Here is a 22,815-nt window from a genome sequence, read left to right on the forward strand (position 1 = left end):
GGGGGGGGGGGGTGGGGGTGGCCCCCCCCCCCGCTCCCGCAACCCCGTCTCGGCTCCGGTTACATATCGACGTAGACGCCGAGGCCGTAGGTCGGGTCGAACGCGTGCCGGTTCTCCACCACGGCCCCGCTGGCCCCGTTGAGGAGCAGCACCCAGCTCGCGCCCGCGCCGGGCGGGCTGCCGAGCAGGTAGTCCGCAACGTTGTCGCCGGTGAAATCGGCGATCGCGATGCGGGCCGTGGTGCCCGGGGGCAGGGCGGGGAACTGGTCGCTCCGCTGGAGCGGGTCCCCCGGGAGCGGGGCGAAGAAGCTGCGCACCGCCCGGGCGTCCTTGTCGAAGGCCTTGATGTGCGTGCCGCTGGTGGGGTTCTGAGCCGCCGTAACGATCTCGTCGAGGCCGTTCCCGTCGGCGTCGCCGACCGCCAGGTCGACCTCGCCCGCGTACCCCGTGTAGCCGAGGAACGAGGTGACTGCCGCGCCGGTGACCCCGTCGAACGCCTTGATGTGCCCGTTCCCGCCCGGGCCGGCCAGCACCACGACCTCCGCCTTGCCGTCGCCGGTCAGGTCGCCCGCGCCCACCTTCACCCCGCCGGTGAAGCCGGGGAACGCGAGGAACGACCGCAACTCGGCCCCGGTGGCGCCGTCGAACACCTTCACGTGCCCGCCCGCAGCTCCGGCCCCGGCGCCCACGATAATGTCGCTCTTGCCGTCCCCGGTCACGTCGCCCGCGGCGACATCCACGCCCCCGGTGAAGCCGGGGAACGCGAGGAACGAGTGCAACTCGGCCCCGGTGACGATGTCGAACACCTTCACGTGCGAGCTGGCGCTGGCGGTGCCGACGATGAGGTCCTCACGGCCGTCGCCGTTCACGTCGCCGAGGGCGACCCGGAGGCCCCCGTTGTACCCCTGGAACGGGACGATGTCGCGGACCGGGATGCGGTTGATCGCCGACAGCACCCGAACCGTGCCGAGCGTGCCCGCCTCGGTTCCGATGGCGATGTACTGGGCACCGGTCGCGTTACCGCCCGGTGCCGGCGGGACGGGGGGCGACTGCGGGCTTTCCAGCTCGCTGACCGAGATCGTGAACGTTTGCGCGGAACTGGTGGCGACGCCACCGTTGGCGGTGCCGCCGCTGTCCGTCACGGTGACGGTCACCGAGATCACGCCGGCGAAGCCGTTCACCAGGGTGAACATGAGGGTGCCGTTACCGTCGATCGTCGGGGGCGCGACGAACGCGTCTGGCCGGTTGCTGGTCAGATTGTACGACGCGGGCGTTTGCCCTTGCTCGTCGCTCCCGCCGCCCGGGGCGAACGTGGCGAAGTTCCGCTGGATGTACGTCCCACCCAGCCCCATGCCGGCCGTGTTGGGCGACGCCGCGGCGGTCACGTTACCGGCGAGCGTGAGGCTCGGCGCGTCGTTCACCGCGTTCACGGTGATGGTAAAGGTCCGTGGCGCGCTCATGGCCCCGCCGCTGTCCGTGACGGTCACCGCGACCGTGGCCGTGCCGTTGGTGTTCGGTGCGACGGTGTACGTCAGCGTGCCGTCGGCGCCGACCGCCGGGGCTACGGCGAACGCCAAGTTCCCGGTGGTGGCGGTTACGGTGACGGTGTACGACGCGGCGGTCTGGCCCACCTCGCCGCCGCCCGGGGCGAACCCGGTGGCGAACCCATTTACCGTCTGCGCGCCCGCGTCCTCGTTAACCGTCTGGTCGGCTCCGATCGTAAAGGTCGGAGGGTCGTTCACCGGGAGCACGCTGACGACGACCGCGTCCTCCGCGGAGCCGCCGCGCGAGTCGGTGGTGACGATCCGGATCGTCGTCGCGCCGTCGAACGTGGTGTCGTTCCCGTCGGGCGTCGGGGTGTAAACCAGGGTCGCCAGCGCGGCGTTAATTTGCGCGGCCGTGCCGGTGAAGGTGAGCGTCGCCGTGCCGCTCCCGGTGACGCCGGCCCCGGTGGCGGTGAGGGTCCCCTTGTCGGGAGCGATCGAGACGACCGTGGTCAGCGCGCCCGGGCTGTTGTCCGGATCGGTCACGCGGATCGCGTTCGTCCCGGTGAACGCGACCGGCACGTCCTCGTCGGTGGTGAGGCTTCCGGGAAGGGTGTGTACCGGAGCCTGGTTTTGGGGCGAGTCGTCGAGGATGTTTACGGTCACCGGGTTGGCGGACACCGTGGCAACGGTCGCCGAGTCGATGGTGATGTCGATCGTCTCGCGCCCCTCAATAACCCCGTCGGCGGTCGCAGCGATGGTAATGCTGCCGCTGATTTGGCCGGCCGGGATGAGGATCGTGGTCGGCGCGGTGAAGTCGGCGCCGAGCGTCGCCGTGCCGGCGTACTTCAGCGTGACAGCCACGTCAACGTCCGTGGGGGCGGACAGGTACGCGGTCAGTGTGGTCACGCCCCCGATTTCGGAGATCGTTTCCCAGGAGACGAGGAGCGCCACCGTGGGCCGGGCGGACACGTTGATGGTGAACGTGTCGGTGTCGGTCAACTCGCCGCCCGCGCCCGAGTTGCCGTGGTCGTTGGTCACCACCGTGACGGCGACGCCCCCGCTAACCGCCGGGGCGGTGTAGGTCAGGGCGCCACCGGCCAAAAGCGCGTTGGTGTTCGCGACGGTGCCGGACAGGGTGATCGCACCGGTGCCGCTGCCGGCGACGGTGACCCCGCCACCCGCGCTCGCCGCGAACGTGCCCGCGCCGGCGCTAAAGGTCACCGAGACCGAACCCGTTCCGGCGTCGATGTCCGCGATGCTGACGCCGGTCACCGCGACGGTGCCGTTCGTGAGCGCGGTCCGCGGTGTGCTCGGAACGGTGTTCACCGGCGCGTCGTTGACCGGCGTCACCGTGATCGCCGAGGTGCCGGTTGCCGCACTGAAGGCGGTCGTTCCCCCCGCCGCGGAAACATCGACCTTGGTGCCGATGACGCCGGTCGTCTGGTCCCACGCCCGGAACGTGACGCCCGCGGTCACGGTGCCGTTGAAGTTCGCGTTGGGGACGAACCGCAGGCGGGTGCTCGGGTCGGCGTTCAGTAGCAGCGCCTGGGATTGGCTGACGGTGCCGACCGGGAGCCAGTTGAGGCCGCTGCCGTCGGCGGTGTACTCCCAGGTCCCGTTGGCGGTGTTGGTGCCTGTCAGCGCGAGGCCCCGGATCGTGCCCGGCTCGTCGACATCGTTCACGTGGCCGGCCAGGAGGGCCGCGATCGGCACGCCGCTGTTGCTGGTGAGGTCCTCGGCGATCGGGGTGAAGTCGTTGCTGCTCGTTAGCACCGGTGCGTCGTTCACCCCATCTACGTGAACGGTTGTGAGAACCGGGGCGGCGGCCGATGTGGCTCCGCCGGTGTCACGAACGCTCACGATCTTGACATCAAAGAAGTGCCCGGAGGTCGGGCGCTGGGACGAGTTCCGGTACGCGAGGCTGTTCAGGAGATCCGCCGCGGCGGATGCGGAGATGCCGCCGGTCTTGGTGATCGTGATCGTTGCGATCCCGTTGTTCTGCACGCTCACGCTCAGGCCGCTACCGGCGGTGGTGCCGGTGGTGCCGTCGGTCAGAACGAATTCGGTGCCGTCGATGCGCAAGAGGTCGAAGCCCGGGTCGGCCGCGAACTGGACCGTCAGCACGATCTGGTCGATGTTCAACCCGGCACCCGCGCTCACCGTGACGCCGGTGAACAGAGTGGTGGCCGGGTCGTCTTCGGTGTAATGAACGTTGCCGCCGGTGGCGGTGACGGTCGGCAGGTTAGCTGCGGTGACGGTGATGGTTGCGGTGACCACGTCCCCGCCGAGCCCGGTGTTGGTGGCGCCGGTCGAGGCCTGCACCTGGAACGAGCCGGTGCCGGTGAAGTTGGTGGCCGGGGTGAACTTGAGGCCCGCGCCGCCTTGCACGGCGGTGATGAACGAGCCTTCGGCGACAGGCGTGACACCGTCGCTCAGGAACAGGGTACCGTTGGTGATCCCGGTGATCTTGAAGTAGGAGACTTCGGCGCCGTCCGCCCCGTTGCGGCTAATGACCAACCCGCCGGTGGTTTGGACCCCCGCGCTGGTGGTCGCGCCAGTCACGCTGGGCGTGTCGGCGACCGCCGTGATGGTGAAGGTTACGGTGCCGGTGCTGGTTTTCGGGTCGGCGGCTCCGTTGGTGGTTCCGTTGTCGGTCACGGTGTAGGTGAAACTGGCCGTGCCGCTGAAGTTGGCCGCGGGGGTGAAGACCACCGCTCCGCCAACGATGGCCACGCTGCCGCCGACGGCGTTGCCGACGGCAGTAACGGTCAGGCTCTGCGCCGACTCGTTGGCCGGCCCCTGGGAGTCGTTGCCGGTCAGGGTGCCGAACGGGATCGTCAGCGGCGCGCTGTCTTCCGCGACGCTCGGCAGCGTGTCATCGGCCGCGGTGGGGGCGTCGTTCACCTCGGTGACGGTGATGTTCACCGTGTCGGTGTCGGTCTTCGGCCCGTCGTTGCCGGTGTTGCCCTGGTCGTTCGTCGTGACCGTCAGCGTGTCGCTGCCGAAGTAGTTGGCCGCCGGGGTGTAACGGAGCGTGGCCAGGGCGGTGTTCAGGTTGGCGATGGTGCCGGTCAACGTCAGCGTGGCTGTACCGGTGCCGGTGGCGGTGACGTTGGTGGTGGCGTCGGTCGCGAGCGTGCCGTGCGCAACGCTCAGCGTCACGACAACGGCGGCCGTCCCGGCGTCGATGTCGCTGACCGACACGCCGGTCACGGCCAGCGTCCCGTCTTCGGCCACGGTCAGCGGCCCGGCCGGGAGCGTGTTGACCGGAGCGGCGTTGATGATCTGGCTGACCGTGAGCACGACATCGTTGCCGTCGCCTCCGGCGTAGTTGATCGTGAACACGTACTTACCGGCGGTCAGCGTCGCCCCCGAGGCGAAGGTGCCGGTCACCGCGTCCGTGCCGGTGTTCGACACGATTGTGAAGGTGTCGCCGACCTGGAAGTTCGGCGCGGCCGACACGGCAAGTGTGGCCCCGTTCAGGTTAACGGTCCCGGTGGCGACGAGTTGGTCGTACCCGGTGCCGGCGGTGGTGGTGTTCAGATCGACCGTGTAGGTAGCGGTCGGGTCAAGGGTGGGGTTGTTGAGGGTCAGGGTGCCGGTGGTGCCGACGGTGCCCGGGGACAGCACTCCGGCCACGGTGGTGGCCCCGCTGCCGGTCACCGTGGAGCCGGTGCCGGTGAGCCCGCCGGTGATGTTCACCGCGCCGGCTCCCGTTGTGGTGGCCGCGGCGGCGAGGACAACCCCGCCGGCTCCGTTCAGGTTGATGCTGCCGCCGTTCGCCGCACCGGTGGCACCGGATACGGTTAGTGTGCCGGCCGTGGTGGCCAGAGCGAGCGAGCCCCCGGTGGTCGTGTTCGCGACGAATGTGGTAGCCCCGGTTCCGGTGACATAAACGTTCCCGTTCGTGTCCCGCACCACCACGTTTCCGCCGGCGACCCGGATCGGGAGGGCCGCCGTACCGATGTTGTCAGCCAGGGTGGCGGCGCCGATGACCTGGAGGTCAAGGGTGCCGGTGGTACCGAAGTTGAGCACGTTATCCGCGGCGGCCATCCGGATGAGGCCGGTCTGGGTCGGATCGGCCAGGTTGCTGCCGTTGAGCACCACCCGCCCGCCGTCGCCGGTGGTGATGTTGCCCACCTGAATGTTGCCCGGGTTGGTGGTGCCGCCCCCGATCTCCATGTACACGGCCTGCGTGGTCAGGTTGCGGTTGGCGACTGCCACATCCTGGTTCGCCGTGCTCGAGGTCACGATCGAGGCGGTCGGGGCGAACGTGATGGACTGGCCGTTGGTCGCGCGGTCGCGGTTCGCGGACAGCCACACGGTTCCGCTGAACCCGGCGCCGCCGATGGTGACGCCCGCGTTCACGGTCAGGTCGTCGTCAGAGCCGAGGAAGATGCTACCGCTGCCGGTACTGACCGGGCCGTCCACGATCAGGTTGTGCCCCGTCGCGTTACCGGTCGCCACCCGGATGTTGCCCGCGCCGGTGGCCACGGCCTGGCTCAACAGCACGTCCCCGTTCCAGTCGGTCATGTAGATGCCGCCGGATCCGGCCGAGATGCTGACGCTGGTGCTCTCGTTCGGCATCGCGGTCTGAATCGGACGGGCGTCGGTCCCGACGGAACCGGCGCCGGTGGCCGTGAACACGTAACTTCGGGCGACCAGGGTGCGGCCCGGTGCGGTGCCACCGTTCACGATCCCGCGCTGGGAGTCGCTCAGGGCGCCGGTGCCGGCGTACAGGATGCTCCCGCCGTTCGAGTTCACGCTCAATCGGCCGCCGGCCGTGCCGCTGCCGACCGCCGCGCTGTCGATGCTCGCATCCCCGGTTCCGCCGGCCGCCGTGTTCACGGTGACGACGAGGGCCGCGTCGGTTGCGTTCGTGGTGGTGACGGTGCCGGCCGTTTGACTCAGCCCCTCGGTGCCCGCCCCGTCCGTATTAGCCGCCAGCGTGACGGTGCCGCTGCCCGCGTTCACGTTCGCGCTGAGCACGAGCGCGTCGCCGCTGGTCAGGGTGATGTTGCCACTAACCGTTGTGGTGGCCCCGGCAATGGTCAACGTGCCGGTGGCGTTGACGACCCTGATGTCCCCCGTGCCGGTGGCGCTGGCCGTCACACTGGCCCCGTCGGACTCGGCGAGGAACGCCCCACCCGGCCCCGCCGTCGCCACGATGGTCGTGGCGGTGGTCTGCACCGGCGCGGCCGCGGTGCCAATGCCGGACCCCGTCAGGTTGACGGTCGGCGCGGCGAGCCGGCCGGTTGCGGTAGCGGTGATCGCGCCGGTGGTGTTGACCGTTATCGACCCGGTGGTCGTGACGACGCCGGTGAGCGCTTGCGCCCCGGACCCGTTCAGGGTGACGTTCGCGGTACCGGCGTTGATGCCGGCCACCTGATCAGTGCCGTCGCCGAGGTTGAACACCAGTCCCGTGACCCCGGCGGTGGCGCGGGTGGCGACGCCGCTCGCGTTCACGGACCACCCCGCGGCCACTGCACCGGCGGTGAGGGTGATCGGGGTCGCGGTGTCGGACACGACGTAGTTGCCCGAACCATCAATGCTCACGCTCAGCCCGGTATTGACGGCCGGACCGGTCAAGTAGCTGACCACACCGTTGGTTTCATCGAGCGTGCCGTTGGCTGCAACGTTGGTGAGCGTGGCAACGAGGTCGTTTCCGTCACCGCCCGCGTAGTTCAGGGTGAAGGTGTAGAGCGGGTTGTTTGTGGCCACAACCGTGGTGCCACCGGCGAACTGGCCGTTGATCGCGGCGGAACCGCGGTTGTCGATCAGGGTGAACGTGTTACCGACGCTCAGCCCGGTGGCTGGGACGATGAGCCGCAGTGTAGGGGCCGCGCTCAGGTTGACGGTGCCCGTAGCAACGAGTTGGTCGTAGCCGGTACCGGCTGTGGTGGTGTTCAGGTCGGCCGTGTACGTGGCGGTGGCGCCGAGGGCGGGGTTGTTGAGGGTCAGAGTGCCGGTGGTGCCGACGGTGCCCGGGGACAGCACTCCGGCCACGGTGGTGGCCCCGGTGCCGGTCGCCGTGGAGCCGGTGCCGGTGAGACCGCCAGTGATGTTCACCGCGCCGGCTCCCGTTGTGGTGGCCGCGGCGGCGAGGACGACCCCGCTGGCCCCGCTCAGGTTCAGGTTGCCACCGTTGGGTACGGTAGTGGCCCCGGCGACGGTTAACGCACCGACGGCCGTGGCGAGTGTCGTGTTGACCGCCGCGCTCTGACCTGTGAGGTTTGCGGCGGTGGCGGAGGTGAACGCAGTGGCCGCAGTTCCGGTCACGTACACGTTGCCGAAGTTGCTGTTGACGATCACACTGCCGCCGGCCACGCGAATCGGCACGGCGCTGGTACCGATGGCGTCGGCCGCGGTGGTGGCGGTGATTCGGCCGATCAGCTCGATCGTGCCGCTTGCCCCGGCGTCGAGCAGGTTACTGGTGGAGGCGATGGCGACGCGCCCGGCCGCGTCTTCGGCGCCGGTGCTCAGGTACGCCCGCGGCGAGCTATTGACCACGATGCGACCACCGTCGCCGGTGGTGATGTTGCCCAGCGTGATCACGGACGGGCTGCCGGCGTCGCCCTCGAAGTCGATGTAGACGGCCTGATCGGCTTGGCCGCGCAGCGCGGTGAGCGCGACGCTTTTGTTGGTGGTGCTGGTCGTGATGATGGACGAGTCGGCGTTCATGGTGAACGTCTGGCCGGCCGTGCCGCGGTCGCGGTTGCCCTGGATCCACACGCGGCCCGCAAACGTCACGCTGTTGAGCGTTCCGCCGACGGTGGCACCGGCACTCATGGCGAAGTTGTCGTCGGCCGCGAGGTAGATGTTGCCGTTGCCGGTAAAAACCTGTCCCGCGATCGTCAGGTCGTGACCGCCCACGTTAGCCGTGACGATCCGGATATCGCCGCCGGCGGCCAGCGCCTGGGCGACGGTGAGATCTTTGTTCCAGTCGGTCCAGTAAATGCCGCCGGTGCCGGCGGTCAGGGCTATCTGAGTGCCGTCATTGGGGGTGAGAGACTGGATCGGGCGGGTGGTGGTGCCGATGCTGCCGGCGCCGGTAGCGGTGAACGTGTAGCTCCGGGCCACCAGGGTCCGGGCCGGCGCCGAGCCACCATTCACGGTGCCCTGTTGCGAAGTGCCCAAAGCCGCTGTAGCGGTGCCGTACAGAATGCTGCCGCCGTTGCTGTTGACCGTCAGCCGCCCGCCCGTGGTGCCGGAACCGATGGCGGTGCTGTCGAGGGCCGCGCTGCCCGTGCCGCCCGCGGTCGTGTTGACGGTGACCGACAGGGCGTTGTCCGTGGCGTTCGTGGTCGTGATGGTGCCGCCGGTCTGCGACAGCCCTTGCGTCCCGGCGCCGTCCTGGTTGGCCAGGATGCTGATCGTCCCCGTGCCGGTGTTCACGTCGCCGGCCAGCGTCAGCGCGTCGAGGGCGTTGACGATCAGGTTGACGTTGGTGGTGTTGACCACCAACCCGCCGGTGCCGTTGATCGTGTCCGAGCCGTCGCCCAGGTTCAGCGTGAGGCCGGTTATGCTCGCGGTCGGGATGCTGACCGAATTGGTGCCGCTCCCGCTTGCACCGGAAACGCTCGTGTCGATCGTCTCCGCACTGTCCGTGAAGACGAAGTTGGAGCCCGAAACGGTGACCGAGATGTTGTTATCGACGCCCGAACCGGCGGCGTAGGTCAGGACGCCCGACGCCAGGGTGACCGTCGCGGGCACGTCGCGCCCCTCGAGCACCTCGACTCCGAGCCCCGACGCCCTCTGGCCTTTGGAGAGGTTCGCCCTCTTCCGCTCGCTCCACTGCTTCAGAAACTTGCGCACCCACAGGGGACGGACGGACATCAGTATGACTCCTCAATGCCCGGGCATCCGGGCGCATTCTTCGTCGCGAATGCAGGGAAAAATGACAAAGGACACAGGAGCGGTGCGGACGCCGTTGGGCGACGTTCAGCACGTAGACTTCCGGGCCGGCGCCTCGTTGGAGGCGTCAAGCAGCGATGGATAAAAAACGTCACTGTATTAGCGGAAACGATATTGCGGTGGTTTTACATATCGGCAAATGGTGGCGTAGTGGGAGCAGGCCGGGTCATGTGATCGCTTTGGAGGGCCATATCTGTTTTGCACCGCTCGCTTTCCCGAAGCCGCGTTCCAGACCGCTCGCGACGGCGCGTCGGATGAACGCGAGAAATTACGCACTGGTAAGCCGCGCAGGTTACGCAACGGTGTTATCCTTACGGCGCAGAAATAAGTGCCAAGTTCAACTTTTGACACCTCTTCAATTCTTCACGGTTGCAAGAACCGGCCTGAACTCGCGACCGGCGCCGGACTGCCGGGCGGTGGCCGCGCCGTATACTGATGGCGGGCTTCGACTTCCGTTTATCTGGGAGGTGCGCGATGAGGGTGTGGAACCGGTGCTGGGCGGGTCTGCTTCTTGCCCCACTCGCAACTGCAACTTTGCTCCCTTTGCCGCTCTCATCTGCGGCTAATGACTCAAAGGCCGATGAGTGGGTCCCGCTGTTCAACGGTAAGAACCTGGACGGCTGGACCCCGAAGATCACCGGGCACGAGTTCGGCGACAACTACGCCGACACGTTCCGGGTCGAGAACGGCGTCATCAAGGCGGCCTACGACAAGTACAAAGAGTTCAACGGACAGTTCGGTCACCTCTTTTACAAGGACAAGTTCTCGCACTACCGGCTGCGGGTCGAGTACCGGTTCACCGGGGAGCAGTGCAAGGGCGGCCCGGGGTGGGCGACCCGCAACAGCGGGGTCATGTTCCACTGCCAGGACCCCAAGACCATGCGCAAGGACCAGGAGTTCCCGGTGTCCATCGAGGCCCAGTTCTTGGGCGGCCTCGGGAAGGGCAAGCGCCCCACGAACAACATGTGCTCCCCGGGCACGAACATTGTGTCCGGCGGGAAGCTGTACACGTCCCACTGCTTGAACTCGAAGTCCGAAACCTACGACGGGGACGTGTGGGTGACCGCCGAGATCGAGGTCAACGGCTCGGGGGCCGTGAAGCACCTCGTGGAGGGCAAGGTGGTGATGGAGTACGAGAAGCCGCAACTCGACCCGAAGGACGACGACGCCAAGAAGCTCATCAAGGACGAGAAGAAACTGCTGCTCGAAGAGGGCTACATCGCGCTGCAGGCCGAGAGCCACCCGGTCGAGTTCCGCAAAGTCGAGATCAAGGTGCTGAAGAAATAGTTTCTGAAGCGGGTGCGAGTGCGAGGTGATCGAGGCCGGGGCCGCTCGGCTCTGGCCTCTTGCGTTTTCTTACGCCCGCGCTGGCACCGTTACTGAAGCGTTACACCCCCTTCAAACGAAACCCTTTACAATCTCGTCGGACGTGACGGGGTGGGCAACTGTGCCCGCACATGTCCCGGTTCCGCTGACGAGGGGTGCCCGTGTTCAACCCGTTCCGCACAACCGCACTCGCGGCCGCCGCGCTGGTGCTCGGCGCCGTGCTCCCGCTGCCCGCCGACGAACCCAAGCCCGCCGCACCCGTGAAGGCGGCCGAGGGGCGCCCGATCGACCTCGTCATCTGTCTGGACGTGTCCGGGAGCATGAACGGCCTCATCGACTCGGCCAAGCTCCAGCTCTGGAACGTGGTGAACGAACTGGCCCGCATCAAGCCGGCCCCGCGGCTCCGCGTCGCGCTCTACTCCTACGGCACCACCACCTACGCTCGCGATAAGGGCTGGGTCAAGAAGCACACCGACCTCACGGAAGACCTGGACGAGGTGTACAAGGAGCTCAACGTCCTGCGGACCGGCGGCGGCGATGAGTTCGTCGCGCGGGTCACGAAGGCGGCCCTCGACGAGCAGAAGTGGAGCACGGAGGAGGGCGCGTTGAAGCTCATTTTCGTGTGCGGCAACGAGCCGGTCGACCAGGACAAGCAGGTGAAGCTCGACGACGTCGCGGCGCTGGCCAAGAAGGCCGGCGTCGTGGTGAACACGATCTACTGCAAGTACGGGCACGACGGCGAGATCCCGGGCTGGGCCGGGTTTTCGGAATCGGCCGGCGGCCGGCACGTCAACATCGACCAGAACAAGGCCGCGCAACAGGTCGTCGTGAAGACCGAGTTCGACGACAAGATCGTCAAACTGAGCGAGGCGCTGAACAACACGTACGTATCCTACGGCAAAGACGGCAAGGACCGGGCTGAAAACCAGAAGGCCCAGGACGCGAACGCAACGAAACTGGCCCCGGGCGGCGCGGGCGCGGCCCCGACGGTCGCCCTGGAACGGGCCGCGACTAAGGCCGGCGCGCTGTACCGGAACGCCACCTGGGACCTCGTGGACGCCATGAAGGAGAAGGGCTTCGACCTCACCAAGATCAAGGAAGAGGAGCTGTGCGACGACCTCAAGAAGATCAAGCCGGAGGAGCGCATGGCGTTCCTGAAGAAGAAGTCCGAGGAGCGCGACGCGCTCAAGAAGCAGATCGGCGACCTGTCTGCCGCGCGGCAGAAGAAGGTTGACGAGGAACTGGCCAAAATGCCCAAGACCGAGGGCGAGAAGGCGCTGGACGAGGCGCTCAAATCGCTGATCCGCGATCAAGCTCGGAGCAAGGGCTTCGAGATCGCCCCGGAGAAGAAGTAGGCGACCTGCGTTCTCCACCGGCCCACACACACGATTCCAGCAGTTTCATGCCGGAGTAGGCCGCGGCTACACCCGCCTGCTGACGCCGCGGTGTGGCCGCGGACCACGCCGGCCGGCACGATGGCCGGCGACCACCGCTAAAAGGGGTAACGGACCGTCACCACGAACCTGTCCGGCGGGCGGTCCGTTCGAATCAAACTTGCGTCGGGCTCAACGTGAGCCCGACGGCTCTCGCTGCCTCACATTTCCCTCTCGGGAGTTGGACGCCTATGTTCGTGCGTTTTTCGGTTCTCGCGCTCGGGCTGGCGCTGTCTGCGTCGGCCGCGCGCACCGGCGCGCAAGACCAGGACCGCGTGAAGCCCGCGACGAGCAAGGTCGTCGCGGTGACGGTGTACGCGAACACCGCGCTGGTCACCCGCGAGGTGAGCGTCCCCGAGGCCGCCGGGCTGACGGAACTGGTCGTTTCGCCGATGCCCCCGCTCACCATGCAGAGCTCGCTGTACGCCGAGGGGAACGACAACAACCGCGTCCTGAGCGTCCGGTTCCGCACCCGCTCCATCGCCGAGGACACCCGCGAGGAGGTGCGGAAGCTCGAAACCGAAATCAAGACCCTCCAGGCCAAGGCGCAAACGCTGGACGCCGACATGAAGGCGATGGGCGAGAACCTGAAGCTCCTCGACAAGCTCGAGGGGTTCACCGCGAAGTCGCTCGAGCACCTCTCCGACAAGGGCCAGCTCGACCCGGAGAAGATCATCTCGCTGGCGAAGTTCGTGCAAGAGGACCGGGCCAAGCGCACGAAGGACCAGCTCCTGGTGAAGCAGCAACTGGACGAGGTGCAGGCCAAAGTCGCGTTCACGCAGCGGCTCCTGGGCGAGCGGGCCGGCGGGTCGATCCGCACCGAGCGCGACGCCGTCATCGTGGTCGACAAGAAGGCCGGGGCCGGCACGGTGAAGCTGAACTACCTCGTGGGCAGCGCGTCGTGGCGCCCGCAGTACAAGTTCCGCGCCACCGGCAAGGACAAAGACGCGGTCGTCGCTGAGTACCAGGCCGCGATCGACCAGCGGACCGGCGAGGACTGGACCAACGCCCTGATCACGCTCTCGACCGCGCAGCCGCTCCTGAACGCGGCGCCACCGGACCTGAAGGCGCTGGCGGTCAACGTGAGCCCGGTCGGTACCGTCGCGGCGGCGGCCGTAGACCCTTCAACCGGCGTCCCGGTGCCGCCCGCCAAGCCCGTGGCACCCGGTGCGAGCGCCGGCGGCGGCCCCGGCGGGATGCCCAGCGCGACCGAGTACGCCAAGGACCTTGACAAGCTGTCCAAAAACCTTCGCTCGCAGGTGGCCGACAACTACCGCGAGAAGAACGAGCAGAAGGCCAACGACCTGGCGAACAATGCCGCCGCGCTGGAGCAGTTCCGCGACCTGTTCGCCACGAAAGAGGAGCTGACCGCGGCCGCCGCCGCGCCGGAAGGGGCCGCGGGCGACGGGCCGAGCGTGACCTACAAACTGCCAACGCGGCTCACCGTCCCGAGCCGCAGCGACGAACAGGTCATCGAGATCGCCAAGATCGAACTGAGCCCGAAGTTCTACTACAAGGCCGTGCCGGTCCTCACGCCGAACGTGTACCGGCTCGCGGACCTGACCAACACGAGCGAGTTCGTGCTGCTGGCGGGCGACGCGACGATGTACCTGAACGGCGATTTCGTGGGACAAACGCGCCTGCCGCTGGTGGCGGCCGGGAAGCCGTTCACGGTCGGGTTCGGCGTGGACCCGCAACTCCAGGTCTCCCGCATCTTGGTAGACAAGACCCGCACCACCCAGGGCGGGAACCAGGTGCTCACCTTCAAGTACCGCATTCGCCTCTCGTCATACAAGAACGCGGCGGTGCCGGTCCAGGTGTGGGACCGCACCCCGCACGCCGAGACGGCGCAAACCATCGCCGTCAACGTGCTGAACCCGAAGCCCGAGCTGAGCACCGACCCGCTGTACGTGCGCGACGAGAAGGCCCGTGGCCTCTTGCGGTGGGACGTGACACTTGAACCCAAGCAGAACGGCGAGAAGGCGCTCACGATCGACTACGAGTTCAAAATGGAACTCGACAAGAACGTGAACATCGGCGGGTTCCTGGCCAAGTAAGGGATGTGGGGCACGGGGCGCCACCTGGGAACGCATCAGGACGCGGGCGGCGCCGTGCGGTCGCTCGTGCCATCAGTACTGTAGGTGCTCCGCGCTCCGCACGCCGCCCGGCGCGGCTCCGGTTCCGGCGAACTCCGGCCGCCACGTTACGGGTGCCGGATAGCGGCCAGTCGTGCCCGGGGTGTCACGGCAAGGGCTACACACCCGACGAGGCGCCGATGTGGTGGGTGCGGATGGGAAAGCGGTCGTTCGGTGGTCGTTCGCAACCCGCGGGCTACCGCCGAACTACCCTCTGGTAGCCCGTCGGGCCGGGGAACTGGCGGCCCGCTACCGCTGGACTACCTCCAGCGATGCCGTTCGTGGGCGGTCAGCACTGCTGAGGAGTGCTGACCGCCCACGCCGGGGCACGAGGTGTAACGGGGGTTACAGTAGCCCCGAGTTGGGGCGCCGACGGGACAGCAGGGGGCAAGAAAGTGGCTGTTCGCTACCTCCCGAGCTACCCGTTTGCTGCCATGACGCGCCACTGTGAAGGCCGCACAACCGGCAAATCCAGACCGGTCCGTGGAGGGCTCGCCGAAGCCCAACGCGGCGGACAAGTTCATCAAGGCGTCGCTTGTCATTCCACTGGAGCGGGCGAAAGTGGGCGGTGGGACAATCGAAACGGGGGCGTTCGGCGTCGTATTCTCAGCGCCGCTGAACAAAGCGAGCCGCCGGCCGGGCCGAGTGCCGGCGGCCGAAAAAGCGAAATCGCGTCAACGCACGGGCGCAATTCGCGTCTCATTTTCGGGCCGCAGTTTCTGTCTCCCCAAGGGGCTCGGGTCATGCCCAAGGCACACATTGTGGTCGTGGAAGACGAGCCGGCCATCCGCCGCGGCGTTTCGGACGCCCTGCGGCTCAGCGGGTACGACGTCACCGAGACCGCCGACGGGGCGGCGGGCCTCCGCGAGGCCGGATCGGCCGGGGTCGATCTGGTGCTGCTGGACATCATGCTGCCGAAGCGGGACGGGCTCGAGGTGCTGAGCGAGCTCCGCCGCACCAACCCGACGCGCCCGGTGGTCCTCCTCACCGCCCGGGGGAGCGAGGACGACCGCGTCCGCGGGCTCCGCATGGGCGCCGACGATTACGTCGTGAAGCCGTTCTCCGCAAAGGAGCTGATCGCCCGCGTGGAGGCGATCCTCCGGCGCACCATGCGGTCCGTGAGTGAGGTGCGCGTCGTGCAACTCGGGAGCGGGGCGATCGACCTGCTGCGGCGCGAGGTTCGGTGGGGCGACGGCACCCGGCTCGACCTCTCCGAGACCGAGGCGGCGCTACTGAAGTACCTGGTGAGCAACCGCGAGCGCGCCGTCTCGCGCGAGGAGCTGCTGTCGCGCGTCTGGGGCATCGGCACCGCCGGCCTCGAGACCCGGGCGGTTGACATGCACGTGGCCCGGTTGCGGGCCAAGCTGCGGGACCCCGCCAAGGGCGATGACCAGCCCGAGGTGATCGTCACGGTGCGGGCGCACGGGTACATGGCCGGCCCCGCGCTACTTGTTCCCGCGGAAGAACGACAGGTCGCGAGGTGATGACATCGTAACGTTGCGGGCAAGTCTCCGCGCGGTACGGACTTCGGCGCTCGGCGGGGTTCCTATGTCACGGCGGTTGCTCGGCCCGGTGGGCGTGCCGGCGGTGTTCATCGCGGTCGCGGCGCTCGTGTTTGCCGGCCTCGGCTGGCTCACGGTGGTCGCGCTGCGCGTCGAGACCGCCCAGCGCGAGGCCGCCGCCGAAGCCGAACTCGAGAACAAGCTCCGCGTCGCGCTGTGGCAGCTCGACGGCCGCGTGCTGCTCCAGCTCGGCGGCGAGGACGGCCGGCCGTTTCATCACTACAGTTCCGCCGACCCGCTCCAGGGGGTGACCGCCGGCCCGACCCCGCTGCTCGGTGCGCCGCTGCCGGAGTGGATGAGGTTGCACGTCCAGCTCGATCCCGCGACCGGGTGGGACTCGCCCCAGGTGCTCCCCCCCGACGCCCGCGAGCGGGTCGCCTCGGCGTGGCCCGAACTCCCGCTCCGGAACGACTCCCCCGACCGCGCGCTGGCGCTGAGCGACCTTCGCGCGAAGTACCCCGTCGCCGCGACCTGCGGGCTGCTGGCGGCGCGCGACCACGCGATCCCGGCCGATTCACTCCCGTTTGCGGCCCCGCTGTTCACCACCGATTCGTGGCAGCGGTCGGCCGAACCGGTTGCGACCAGTCCGCCGACATCCGCCCCGAAGCCGCCCCCGCCACCAGAACTGACTCCGACGACCGCCGCCCCCGACGCCCGCAGTTTTTTCGGGTGGGAACTGCCGCGGCGCGAGCCACAGGCCGCGAACAGCCTTCAACCGGCCGTGCCTCGTGAGGGGGCCGCCCCTTCAGCCGCGCCGGCCCCGGCCGGCCCTCCGGGCGCAACGGCCCCGGGAGTATCGCAGGCAACAAACACCAGAGGCTCTTCCCGCGTGGCGGATAACGACCGCGGGCGCGACGACTTCTGGAATCGCGCGCAAACCATTCAGCGGGCTACGCAAGAAGCGAAGAATGCGGGCACCGACCCGATGTACGGGAAGAACTACCCGGGCGCGCTCCAGAACAACGACGTGCGGAATGGCGTCGTTCCCGTCTCGCCGACTATGGGCAACGAAAAGGGCGAGAAGGGCGCTTCGATCGGTCCGGCGATGACCGAACTCGACAAGATCCGCGAGGCACTCGACCAAGCCAAACTCGCCAAGGACGCCGACGTGTTGCAGAAGCGACCGGGCGATCGGGCCGGCGGGGCCTCGATTACCGAGCGGCTCGCGGCCCTCCGGATCGAACTGGACCGACGGCGGTGCCTGGACGCGGTCGATGAGCGGTGCCGCGCGGAAGCGGTACGCAACCCGCTGCTCGCGGCAGCGTGGAGCATCGCCCGTGGCGCGGGCTGCGTGCCGGCCGTTTTCACCCCGGTCGGCGATGCGCGCCCGGTTCAATCGCACGGTCTCGGCAATGCCTTAACCAACGGTGTGTCGCAAAACTGGCTCGTGGGGCCGCCGGTCGTCAACATTCACCTCGGCTCGATGCGGCCGCAGTGGCTCACCGCGGCGGACGGTACGGAGACGCTCGTGCTGATGCGGGTCGCTAAGCTCGACAACCGCACCGTCTATCAGGGGGTGGTACTCGACTGGCCCCGGCTCGAGGCACTTCTCAAGGACGAGGTGAAGGACCAGTTTCCGGGCGCGACGCTGGTGCCGGTGAAAAACCCGGACGGGGTCCAGCCGGGGCGTGCGATGACCGCGCTTCCGGTGCAACTCGACCCCGGCCCGCAGCCCGAACTCCCGCCCGGTGACTGGACCGCGCTGCGGTTCGGGCTGGCCCTGGCGTGGGCGGCGGCGTTCGTCGCCGTTGCGGCGGTCGGGCTGAGCGGCTGGTCGCTTATCGATCTCGCGGAGCGGCGCATCCGGTTCGTGTCGGCCGTCACGCACGAGCTGCGCACGCCGCTCACGTCGCTGCGGTTGTACCTCGACCTGCTCACGAGCGGGATGATTCACGATGAGGCGAAGCGGCAGGAGTACCTCCGCACGCTGGCGGTCGAGTCGGAGCGGCTGCACCGGTTGGTTGATAACGTGCTGGACTTCGCGCGCCTTGAGAAGCGCCGGAGGAACGGCGACCTGAAGCCGGTGCGCGTGGCCGAACTGCTCGACCAACTCAAGCAGACCTGGGCGGACCGGGTCGCGGCCGAAGGGCACGAACTCGTGGTGGTCTCGACGCTGCCGCCGGAACTGGAATTCAGCACCGATCCGGTTATGGTGCAGCAGATCGTCGGGAACCTGATCGACAACGCTCGGAAGTACGCGCGGGGCGCGGCCGACCGGCGGATCTGGCTGTGGGCGAAGGGGGGCGGGGCGGGCCGTGTCACGTTTGAAGTCGAGGACCGCGGGCCGGGCGTTCCGGCCGGCGAACGGCGGGCGATTTTCAAGCCGTTCCGCCGCGGCTCGGTCGCGGACACGACCGCGGGCGGTGCCGGGCTTGGTCTGGCACTGGCGAAGCAGTGGGCGGAAGTGCTCGGCGGGACGGTCGCGTACCGGCCGGCGGACGGGGCACCCGGAGCGTGCTTCCGGCTCGAACTACCTTGTCGGTAGTCTCAAGTCGTCAGGTCCGGAAGTCGTAAAGTCGAAGGCCGTCAACAGCACGCCCTCGCATTTACTGGCTGAAGCGCCGGGGTACTTCAAACGGGCAGAAACGTCTGCGACGCTCTACGACTTGACGACTTCCGGACCTGACGACTTGAGCCCCCCAACCCGGGACTTTCGCCTACCCCGTGGAGAACATTCATTTCCCGCCCGGCGTATCACATCTGAGCGCCCGGCTGCCGCGTTCTCCGGCCGCCTGTAGAATCTCGTTTGTGACCGACCCAACGCCAACGCCGATGACCCTTGCCGCGGTGCAGACCCGCATCCGCGACCTGTTTGGCGCGAAGGACGCGCGCCGCGGGATCGAGGGGACGTTCATGTGGTTCATGGAGGAGGTCGGCGAGCTGTCGGCCGCGCTCCGCGACCCCGCCGCCGACCCTGAGAACCTGAAGCTCGAGTTCGCCGACGTGCTGGCGTGGCTGGCCACGCTGGCCAACATCGCGGGCGTGGACCTCGACGACGCGGTGCGACGGAAGTACGGGGCCGGGTGCCCGAAGTGCGGTCGGACGCCGTGCGCGTGCGCCGCCGCCAAGCCGTGAGTCTTGCCCCGCCGGGTAAAGAAAGAAGCCGAGACCGACATGCCAACGGCGACTGTGGTGCGCGCCCTCGCGACGCTGCTCGTGTTCCTCCTCGGCGCCGCGACCGCCACCGCCAAAGACGGTGTGAAGATCACCGCCGCCGCGGTCGGGCTCCCCAGCGGCCGTGACGACACGTTCATCGCCAAGTTCGGCGCGTGGGCGCCGGTGTATGTCAATTTCGAGGTGAATGGGACCAGTGCCGATCCGGCCGAGGTGGTGATCGAAGCGCCCGATCCCGACGAGGTGACCGTGACCTCGGTCGTGCCGGTGGACCTGGCGACCGACCGTGCCGCGATCGGGTACGTCCGCCCCAACGGGCTCGCGAGTGAGGTCACCGTTTGGGTGCGGGCGAAGGGTGGCGCGGCCCTGTCCGAGCCGTTTCGGGTAAAACCGCGCGTGCGTGAATCGCTGCAATACGTGGTGCTCGCGCTGGGAGGCACGGCGCCCAAGTTCGAGCTGCCACGGCCCGCCGGCGCCGCCGATTCGGGGCCGCTCCGCGCCGGGCGCGTGGATTTCACGCACATCGCGACCGTCGCCCAACTTCCCGACCGGTGGTACGGCTATGACGGCGCCGACCTAGTGGTACTCGGTACCGGCGCTGCCGATTTCGTGAAACAGCTCTTCGCGCCGGACGCCACCCCGCAAAACCAGAAGAAGCGCGACGCGCTCGTCGAATGGGTGCGCCGGGGCGGGCGCGCCGTGACATCGGTCGGGGTGAACGCCCCGGTCGTGGCGTCGCTCCCGGCGATGGAACCGCTCCTCCCGTTCCGGGTGCGGTCGGAGGCGCCGACTCGCGACGTGTCCGCGGTCGCTCTGGTGTGGCCCGCGGGCGAAAAGAACTCCGCCAGCGGGACGCTCGGCGGGCGCGGCGGCGCGTTCCCGGTCGCGAATCTCGCGGCCCGCCCTGGCAAACCCGCCCGCGTGCTCAGCCCGCCGCCGGTCGCGAACGAAGAGCGGCCCGCGGTCGTTGTGCAGGCGCCGCTGGGGCTGGGGCGGGTGACGCAGGTGGCGTTCGACCTCGACGGCCCGCAGTTCGCGGAGTTCGCCGCACGGGCCGACTATTGGGACTTCCTGCTGCGCGACGCCGGCGCGAGCCGCGCGTCCAGCGGCGGCGATGGCAAGCCCCGGTCGGCCGGCAGCATGACGGAGGATGAGGACGAGATCGCGGTCGCGGTACGGGGCCACAACGACGCCTTCGATGGCGTTCCGGTGGTGTCCTTCGGCTGGGTGGCGCTCCTCATCGCGCTGTACATCCTGCTGGTCGGGCCGGTCGAATACTATGTGCTGAAGCGCGTGTTCGGGCGGCTCGAGCTGACCTGGGTCACGTTCCCGATCATCGTGCTGACGGTAAGCGTGCTGGCCTACGTCTCCGCGTCCGCGGTGAAGGGGCGTGACCTTAAGGTGAACAAACTCGACATCGTGGATGTGGACCCGGCTTCGGACCGCGTGTACGGTTCGACGTGGTTCACGGTGTTCAGCCCCCGCATCGACTCATACTCGGTCGGGCTGACGCCGGGTGACGGCTGGGCCGCCGAGGAACTCCCTGAGGGAACCGCGGTGGCGGGGTTCGGTGCCCCGCGTGCAGGGCGCGCGAGCCTCACCCGGCGGCGGTATCTCCGGCGCGACGAGGGGTTGGAGGGCGTACCGATTCAGGTGTGGTCCACGAAGGCGTTCTCCGCGAACTGGTCGGCGAAACTGAACGGCGCGCCGGGGCCGGTGACCTCCGACCTAGTGCACCCGCCCGGGGACCGCTCGCGGGCGATCGGCACGTTCCGCCACGACCTGCCGGTACCGGAACTGACCGACTGCGTCGCGTTCTACGCAGGGCAGGCGTACCCGCTGCCGGGCGGCGTGATCACGCGCGGTCGCACGGTGCGGCTGGTGATGGTTCAAGGGGAGAGTACGCAAGAGTGGCTCCGCGGTAACGCGAAGCTGGAAGAACTGCTCCGGCGGGTGCAATCGTACGCTGACCGGCCGGGTCAGAAGAACGTCGAGCGGCAGTTGCAACAGCAAACGGTGTACACCGGGCCGCTCCCGCTCACCGGGCTGCTGTTCCATGAGGGGGCGCTGCGGAACGACGAGGGTGTGGTCGCGAGGAACGCGTCGCTCCGCCGGCTGGACCAGTCGTGGCGGTTCGCGGAGTACCACGGGCAACTTGCCCGCGACGAGGTGATCGTGGTAGGTCGGGTCGCGACGCCGACTGGCAGCGCCGAGGAGGTGCTGAGCGGTCCGACCTCGCCGTCGCGGGTGTGGCTCAAGGGGTTGCCGGGTCATAGCGCTCGCCAACCACTACCCGGCACCGGCCGCCAGGAAACGTGGGTCCGATTTTATTTGCCGGTTCGTTGATCGTGCGACGGTGCGTGCAATCCGAGTCGCCGTGTTTGGCGTTTCGTGTCGGGCGTTCGACCGGGCATCTTCCGGATCGTGACGGCTAAATGATCCGACCAAACACAACACACGAAAATACCAAACACTGCGAGCGAAGCGAGCCATGATTGAGTGCCGCGACCTGACTAAGAAGTACGGCGAGCTGTTCGCGGTGGACCGGCTGTCCCTGAAGCTGGAGCCGGGCGACGTGTACGGGTTCATCGGCCCGAACGGGTCTGGCAAGACCACCACCATGCGGATGCTCGCCACGCTGCTCAACCCGAGCTGGGGAGAGGCCACGGTGTGCGGGTACTCGATCTACACCGGGTCCACGGAGATCCGCCGGGCCATCGGGTACATGCCGGACGCGTTCGGCGTGTACGACGACATGAAGGTGACCGAGTACCTGGAGTTCTTCGCGGCCATGTACCGCATTCAGGGCGAGGCGCGCAAAAAGAAGGTGGCGCAGGTTCTGGACTACGTCGACCTGGGGTACAAGCGGGACGCGCTGGTCACGAGCCTCAGCCGCGGGATGACGCAGCGGCTCGGGCTGGCCCGCGTGCTGCTGCACGACCCGCAGGTGCTCCTCCTCGACGAACCGGCCAGCGGCCTCGACCCGCGGGCGCGGATCGAGATGCGCGAGCTGATCAAGCGGCTTCGGCAAGAACGCAAGACGATCATGCTGTCGTCGCACATCCTCCCGGAGCTGGCGGAGATCTGTAACACGCTCGGGATCATCGAGCGCGGGAAGCTGATCTTCAATGGCAGCGTGGAAGCGGCCGAGGAGCAAGTCCGCAAGATCCGCGGCGGGCGGGTGTTCCTGGTGTCGGTGGGGGACCGCAACCCCGACGCCGCCAACAAGCTCGGCACCTACAAAGAGGTGTCATCCGCGGCAGTAGACCCGAAGGCGGGGGTGGTCCGCGTCGCGCTGCGGGCCGGGTTGGACGACGGCAGCTTCATTCCGGAACGGCTCATCGCCGAGCGGTTCAAGCTGCACAGCTTCCGCGAGGAAGAGATCAACATCGAGCACATCTTCCTGAACATCACGAAGGGCATCACGAGCTGATTGCGTCCGTTCGGGGCTGGCGAACGGGGAACCATTTCGTTCGCCAGCCCCGAACGCGTTTTCTTGTACTTCGGCGCCACTTCGTTCGACGTTGACTGTGTACCGTTTCCGCCTGTCGTCAGCCGCATACCTGCCTCACAGGCCTGTTCAACTCGTTTGGAGTAACCGTTCACAGGTGACGCTGTGATGTATCAACAGTTTGCGAGGAGAGGCTGAATCACCTCGGGCGGCCGGGGCGCCCCGGCCAGTAATTTTGCGTCTATCTTCTCGTCCTTGTCGCTGGCTGACAGCCCGAAGGGCGCTACCAGATGTATTGCAATACTCGAAAGATACTGATTTTGTTGCCTTGGCGTGTCAGCGAACGGCGGACCGGTTCCGCTGTGTGGTCCATTGCACGGAAACGGGTTGCGC

Annotated in this window: 9 protein-coding genes; 8 read left to right on the forward strand and 1 reads right to left on the reverse strand. The window is 68.0% G+C overall.

Features of this window, described 5'->3' with window-relative positions; translation table 11 throughout:
• Positions 1–59 precede the first annotated feature (59 nt).
• Positions 60–9,323 carry a cadherin-like domain-containing protein gene (locus R5W23_RS28875; protein ID WP_320689376.1) on the reverse strand — a complete coding sequence of 3,088 codons (9,264 nt, stop codon included), beginning with the start codon at positions 9,321–9,323 and terminating at the stop codon, positions 60–62.
• 552 nt (positions 9,324–9,875) lie between these two features.
• On the opposite strand from R5W23_RS28875, the gene R5W23_RS28880 reads away from it, so the two are divergent.
• The 8 genes from R5W23_RS28880 to R5W23_RS28915 all read left to right on the forward strand — a co-directional run bounded on the left by R5W23_RS28880 (position 9,876) and on the right by R5W23_RS28915 (position 22,404).
• Positions 9,876–10,688, forward strand: coding sequence for a 3-keto-disaccharide hydrolase (locus R5W23_RS28880; RefSeq protein WP_320689377.1), 813 nt, complete (start codon positions 9,876–9,878; stop codon positions 10,686–10,688).
• 200 nt (positions 10,689–10,888) lie between these two features.
• Entirely contained in the window at positions 10,889–12,082 is a 1,194-nt protein-coding gene (locus tag R5W23_RS28885) for a vWA domain-containing protein (RefSeq protein WP_320689378.1), read from the forward strand.
• Between the two features lie 269 nt (positions 12,083–12,351).
• Positions 12,352–14,217 (forward strand): DUF4139 domain-containing protein, encoded by a 1,866-nt coding sequence (locus R5W23_RS28890; RefSeq protein ID WP_320689379.1) that lies wholly within the window; start codon positions 12,352–12,354, stop codon positions 14,215–14,217.
• Between the two features lie 821 nt (positions 14,218–15,038).
• Entirely contained in the window at positions 15,039–15,779 is a 741-nt protein-coding gene (locus tag R5W23_RS28895) for a response regulator transcription factor (protein WP_320689380.1), read from the forward strand.
• A 64-nt stretch (positions 15,780–15,843) separates the two neighbouring features.
• The gene (locus tag R5W23_RS28900; protein WP_320689381.1) at positions 15,844–18,342 is read left to right on the forward strand and encodes a sensor histidine kinase; all 2,499 of its coding nucleotides are present in this window, start codon (positions 15,844–15,846) and stop codon (positions 18,340–18,342) included.
• A gap of 287 nt (positions 18,343–18,629) precedes the next feature.
• The gene (locus R5W23_RS28905; RefSeq protein ID WP_261188933.1) at positions 18,630–18,932 is read left to right on the forward strand and encodes a MazG nucleotide pyrophosphohydrolase domain-containing protein; all 303 of its coding nucleotides are present in this window, start codon (positions 18,630–18,632) and stop codon (positions 18,930–18,932) included.
• A gap of 39 nt (positions 18,933–18,971) precedes the next feature.
• Positions 18,972–21,317: a hypothetical protein gene (locus tag R5W23_RS28910; protein ID WP_320689383.1), complete on the forward strand. Its 2,346-nt coding sequence runs from the start codon at positions 18,972–18,974 to the stop codon at positions 21,315–21,317.
• 145 nt (positions 21,318–21,462) lie between these two features.
• Entirely contained in the window at positions 21,463–22,404 is a 942-nt protein-coding gene (locus R5W23_RS28915) for an ABC transporter ATP-binding protein (protein ID WP_261188935.1), read from the forward strand.
• Positions 22,405–22,815: the final 411 nt, after the last annotated feature.

Origin of the sequence: Gemmata algarum (genome assembly GCF_034097035.1) — a bacterium.
Lineage (GTDB): Bacteria > Planctomycetota > Planctomycetia > Gemmatales > Gemmataceae > Gemmata > Gemmata algarum.

Bases quoted from the DNA above. Each gene is read 5' to 3' on its own strand.
- R5W23_RS28875 (WP_320689376.1), bottom strand. From the start codon at position 9,323: ATGTCCGTCCGTCCCCTGTGGGTGCGCAAGTTTCTGAAGCAGTGGAGC.
- R5W23_RS28880 (WP_320689377.1), top strand. From the start codon at position 9,876: ATGAGGGTGTGGAACCGGTGCTGGGCGGGTCTGCTTCTTGCCCCACTC.
- R5W23_RS28890 (WP_320689379.1), top strand. From the start codon at position 12,352: ATGTTCGTGCGTTTTTCGGTTCTCGCGCTCGGGCTGGCGCTGTCTGCG.
- R5W23_RS28895 (WP_320689380.1), top strand. From the start codon at position 15,039: ATGCCCAAGGCACACATTGTGGTCGTGGAAGACGAGCCGGCCATCCGC.
- R5W23_RS28900 (WP_320689381.1), top strand. From the start codon at position 15,844: ATGTCACGGCGGTTGCTCGGCCCGGTGGGCGTGCCGGCGGTGTTCATC.
- R5W23_RS28905 (WP_261188933.1), top strand. From the start codon at position 18,630: ATGACCCTTGCCGCGGTGCAGACCCGCATCCGCGACCTGTTTGGCGCG.
- R5W23_RS28910 (WP_320689383.1), top strand. From the start codon at position 18,972: ATGCCAACGGCGACTGTGGTGCGCGCCCTCGCGACGCTGCTCGTGTTC.
- R5W23_RS28915 (WP_261188935.1), top strand. From the start codon at position 21,463: ATGATTGAGTGCCGCGACCTGACTAAGAAGTACGGCGAGCTGTTCGCG.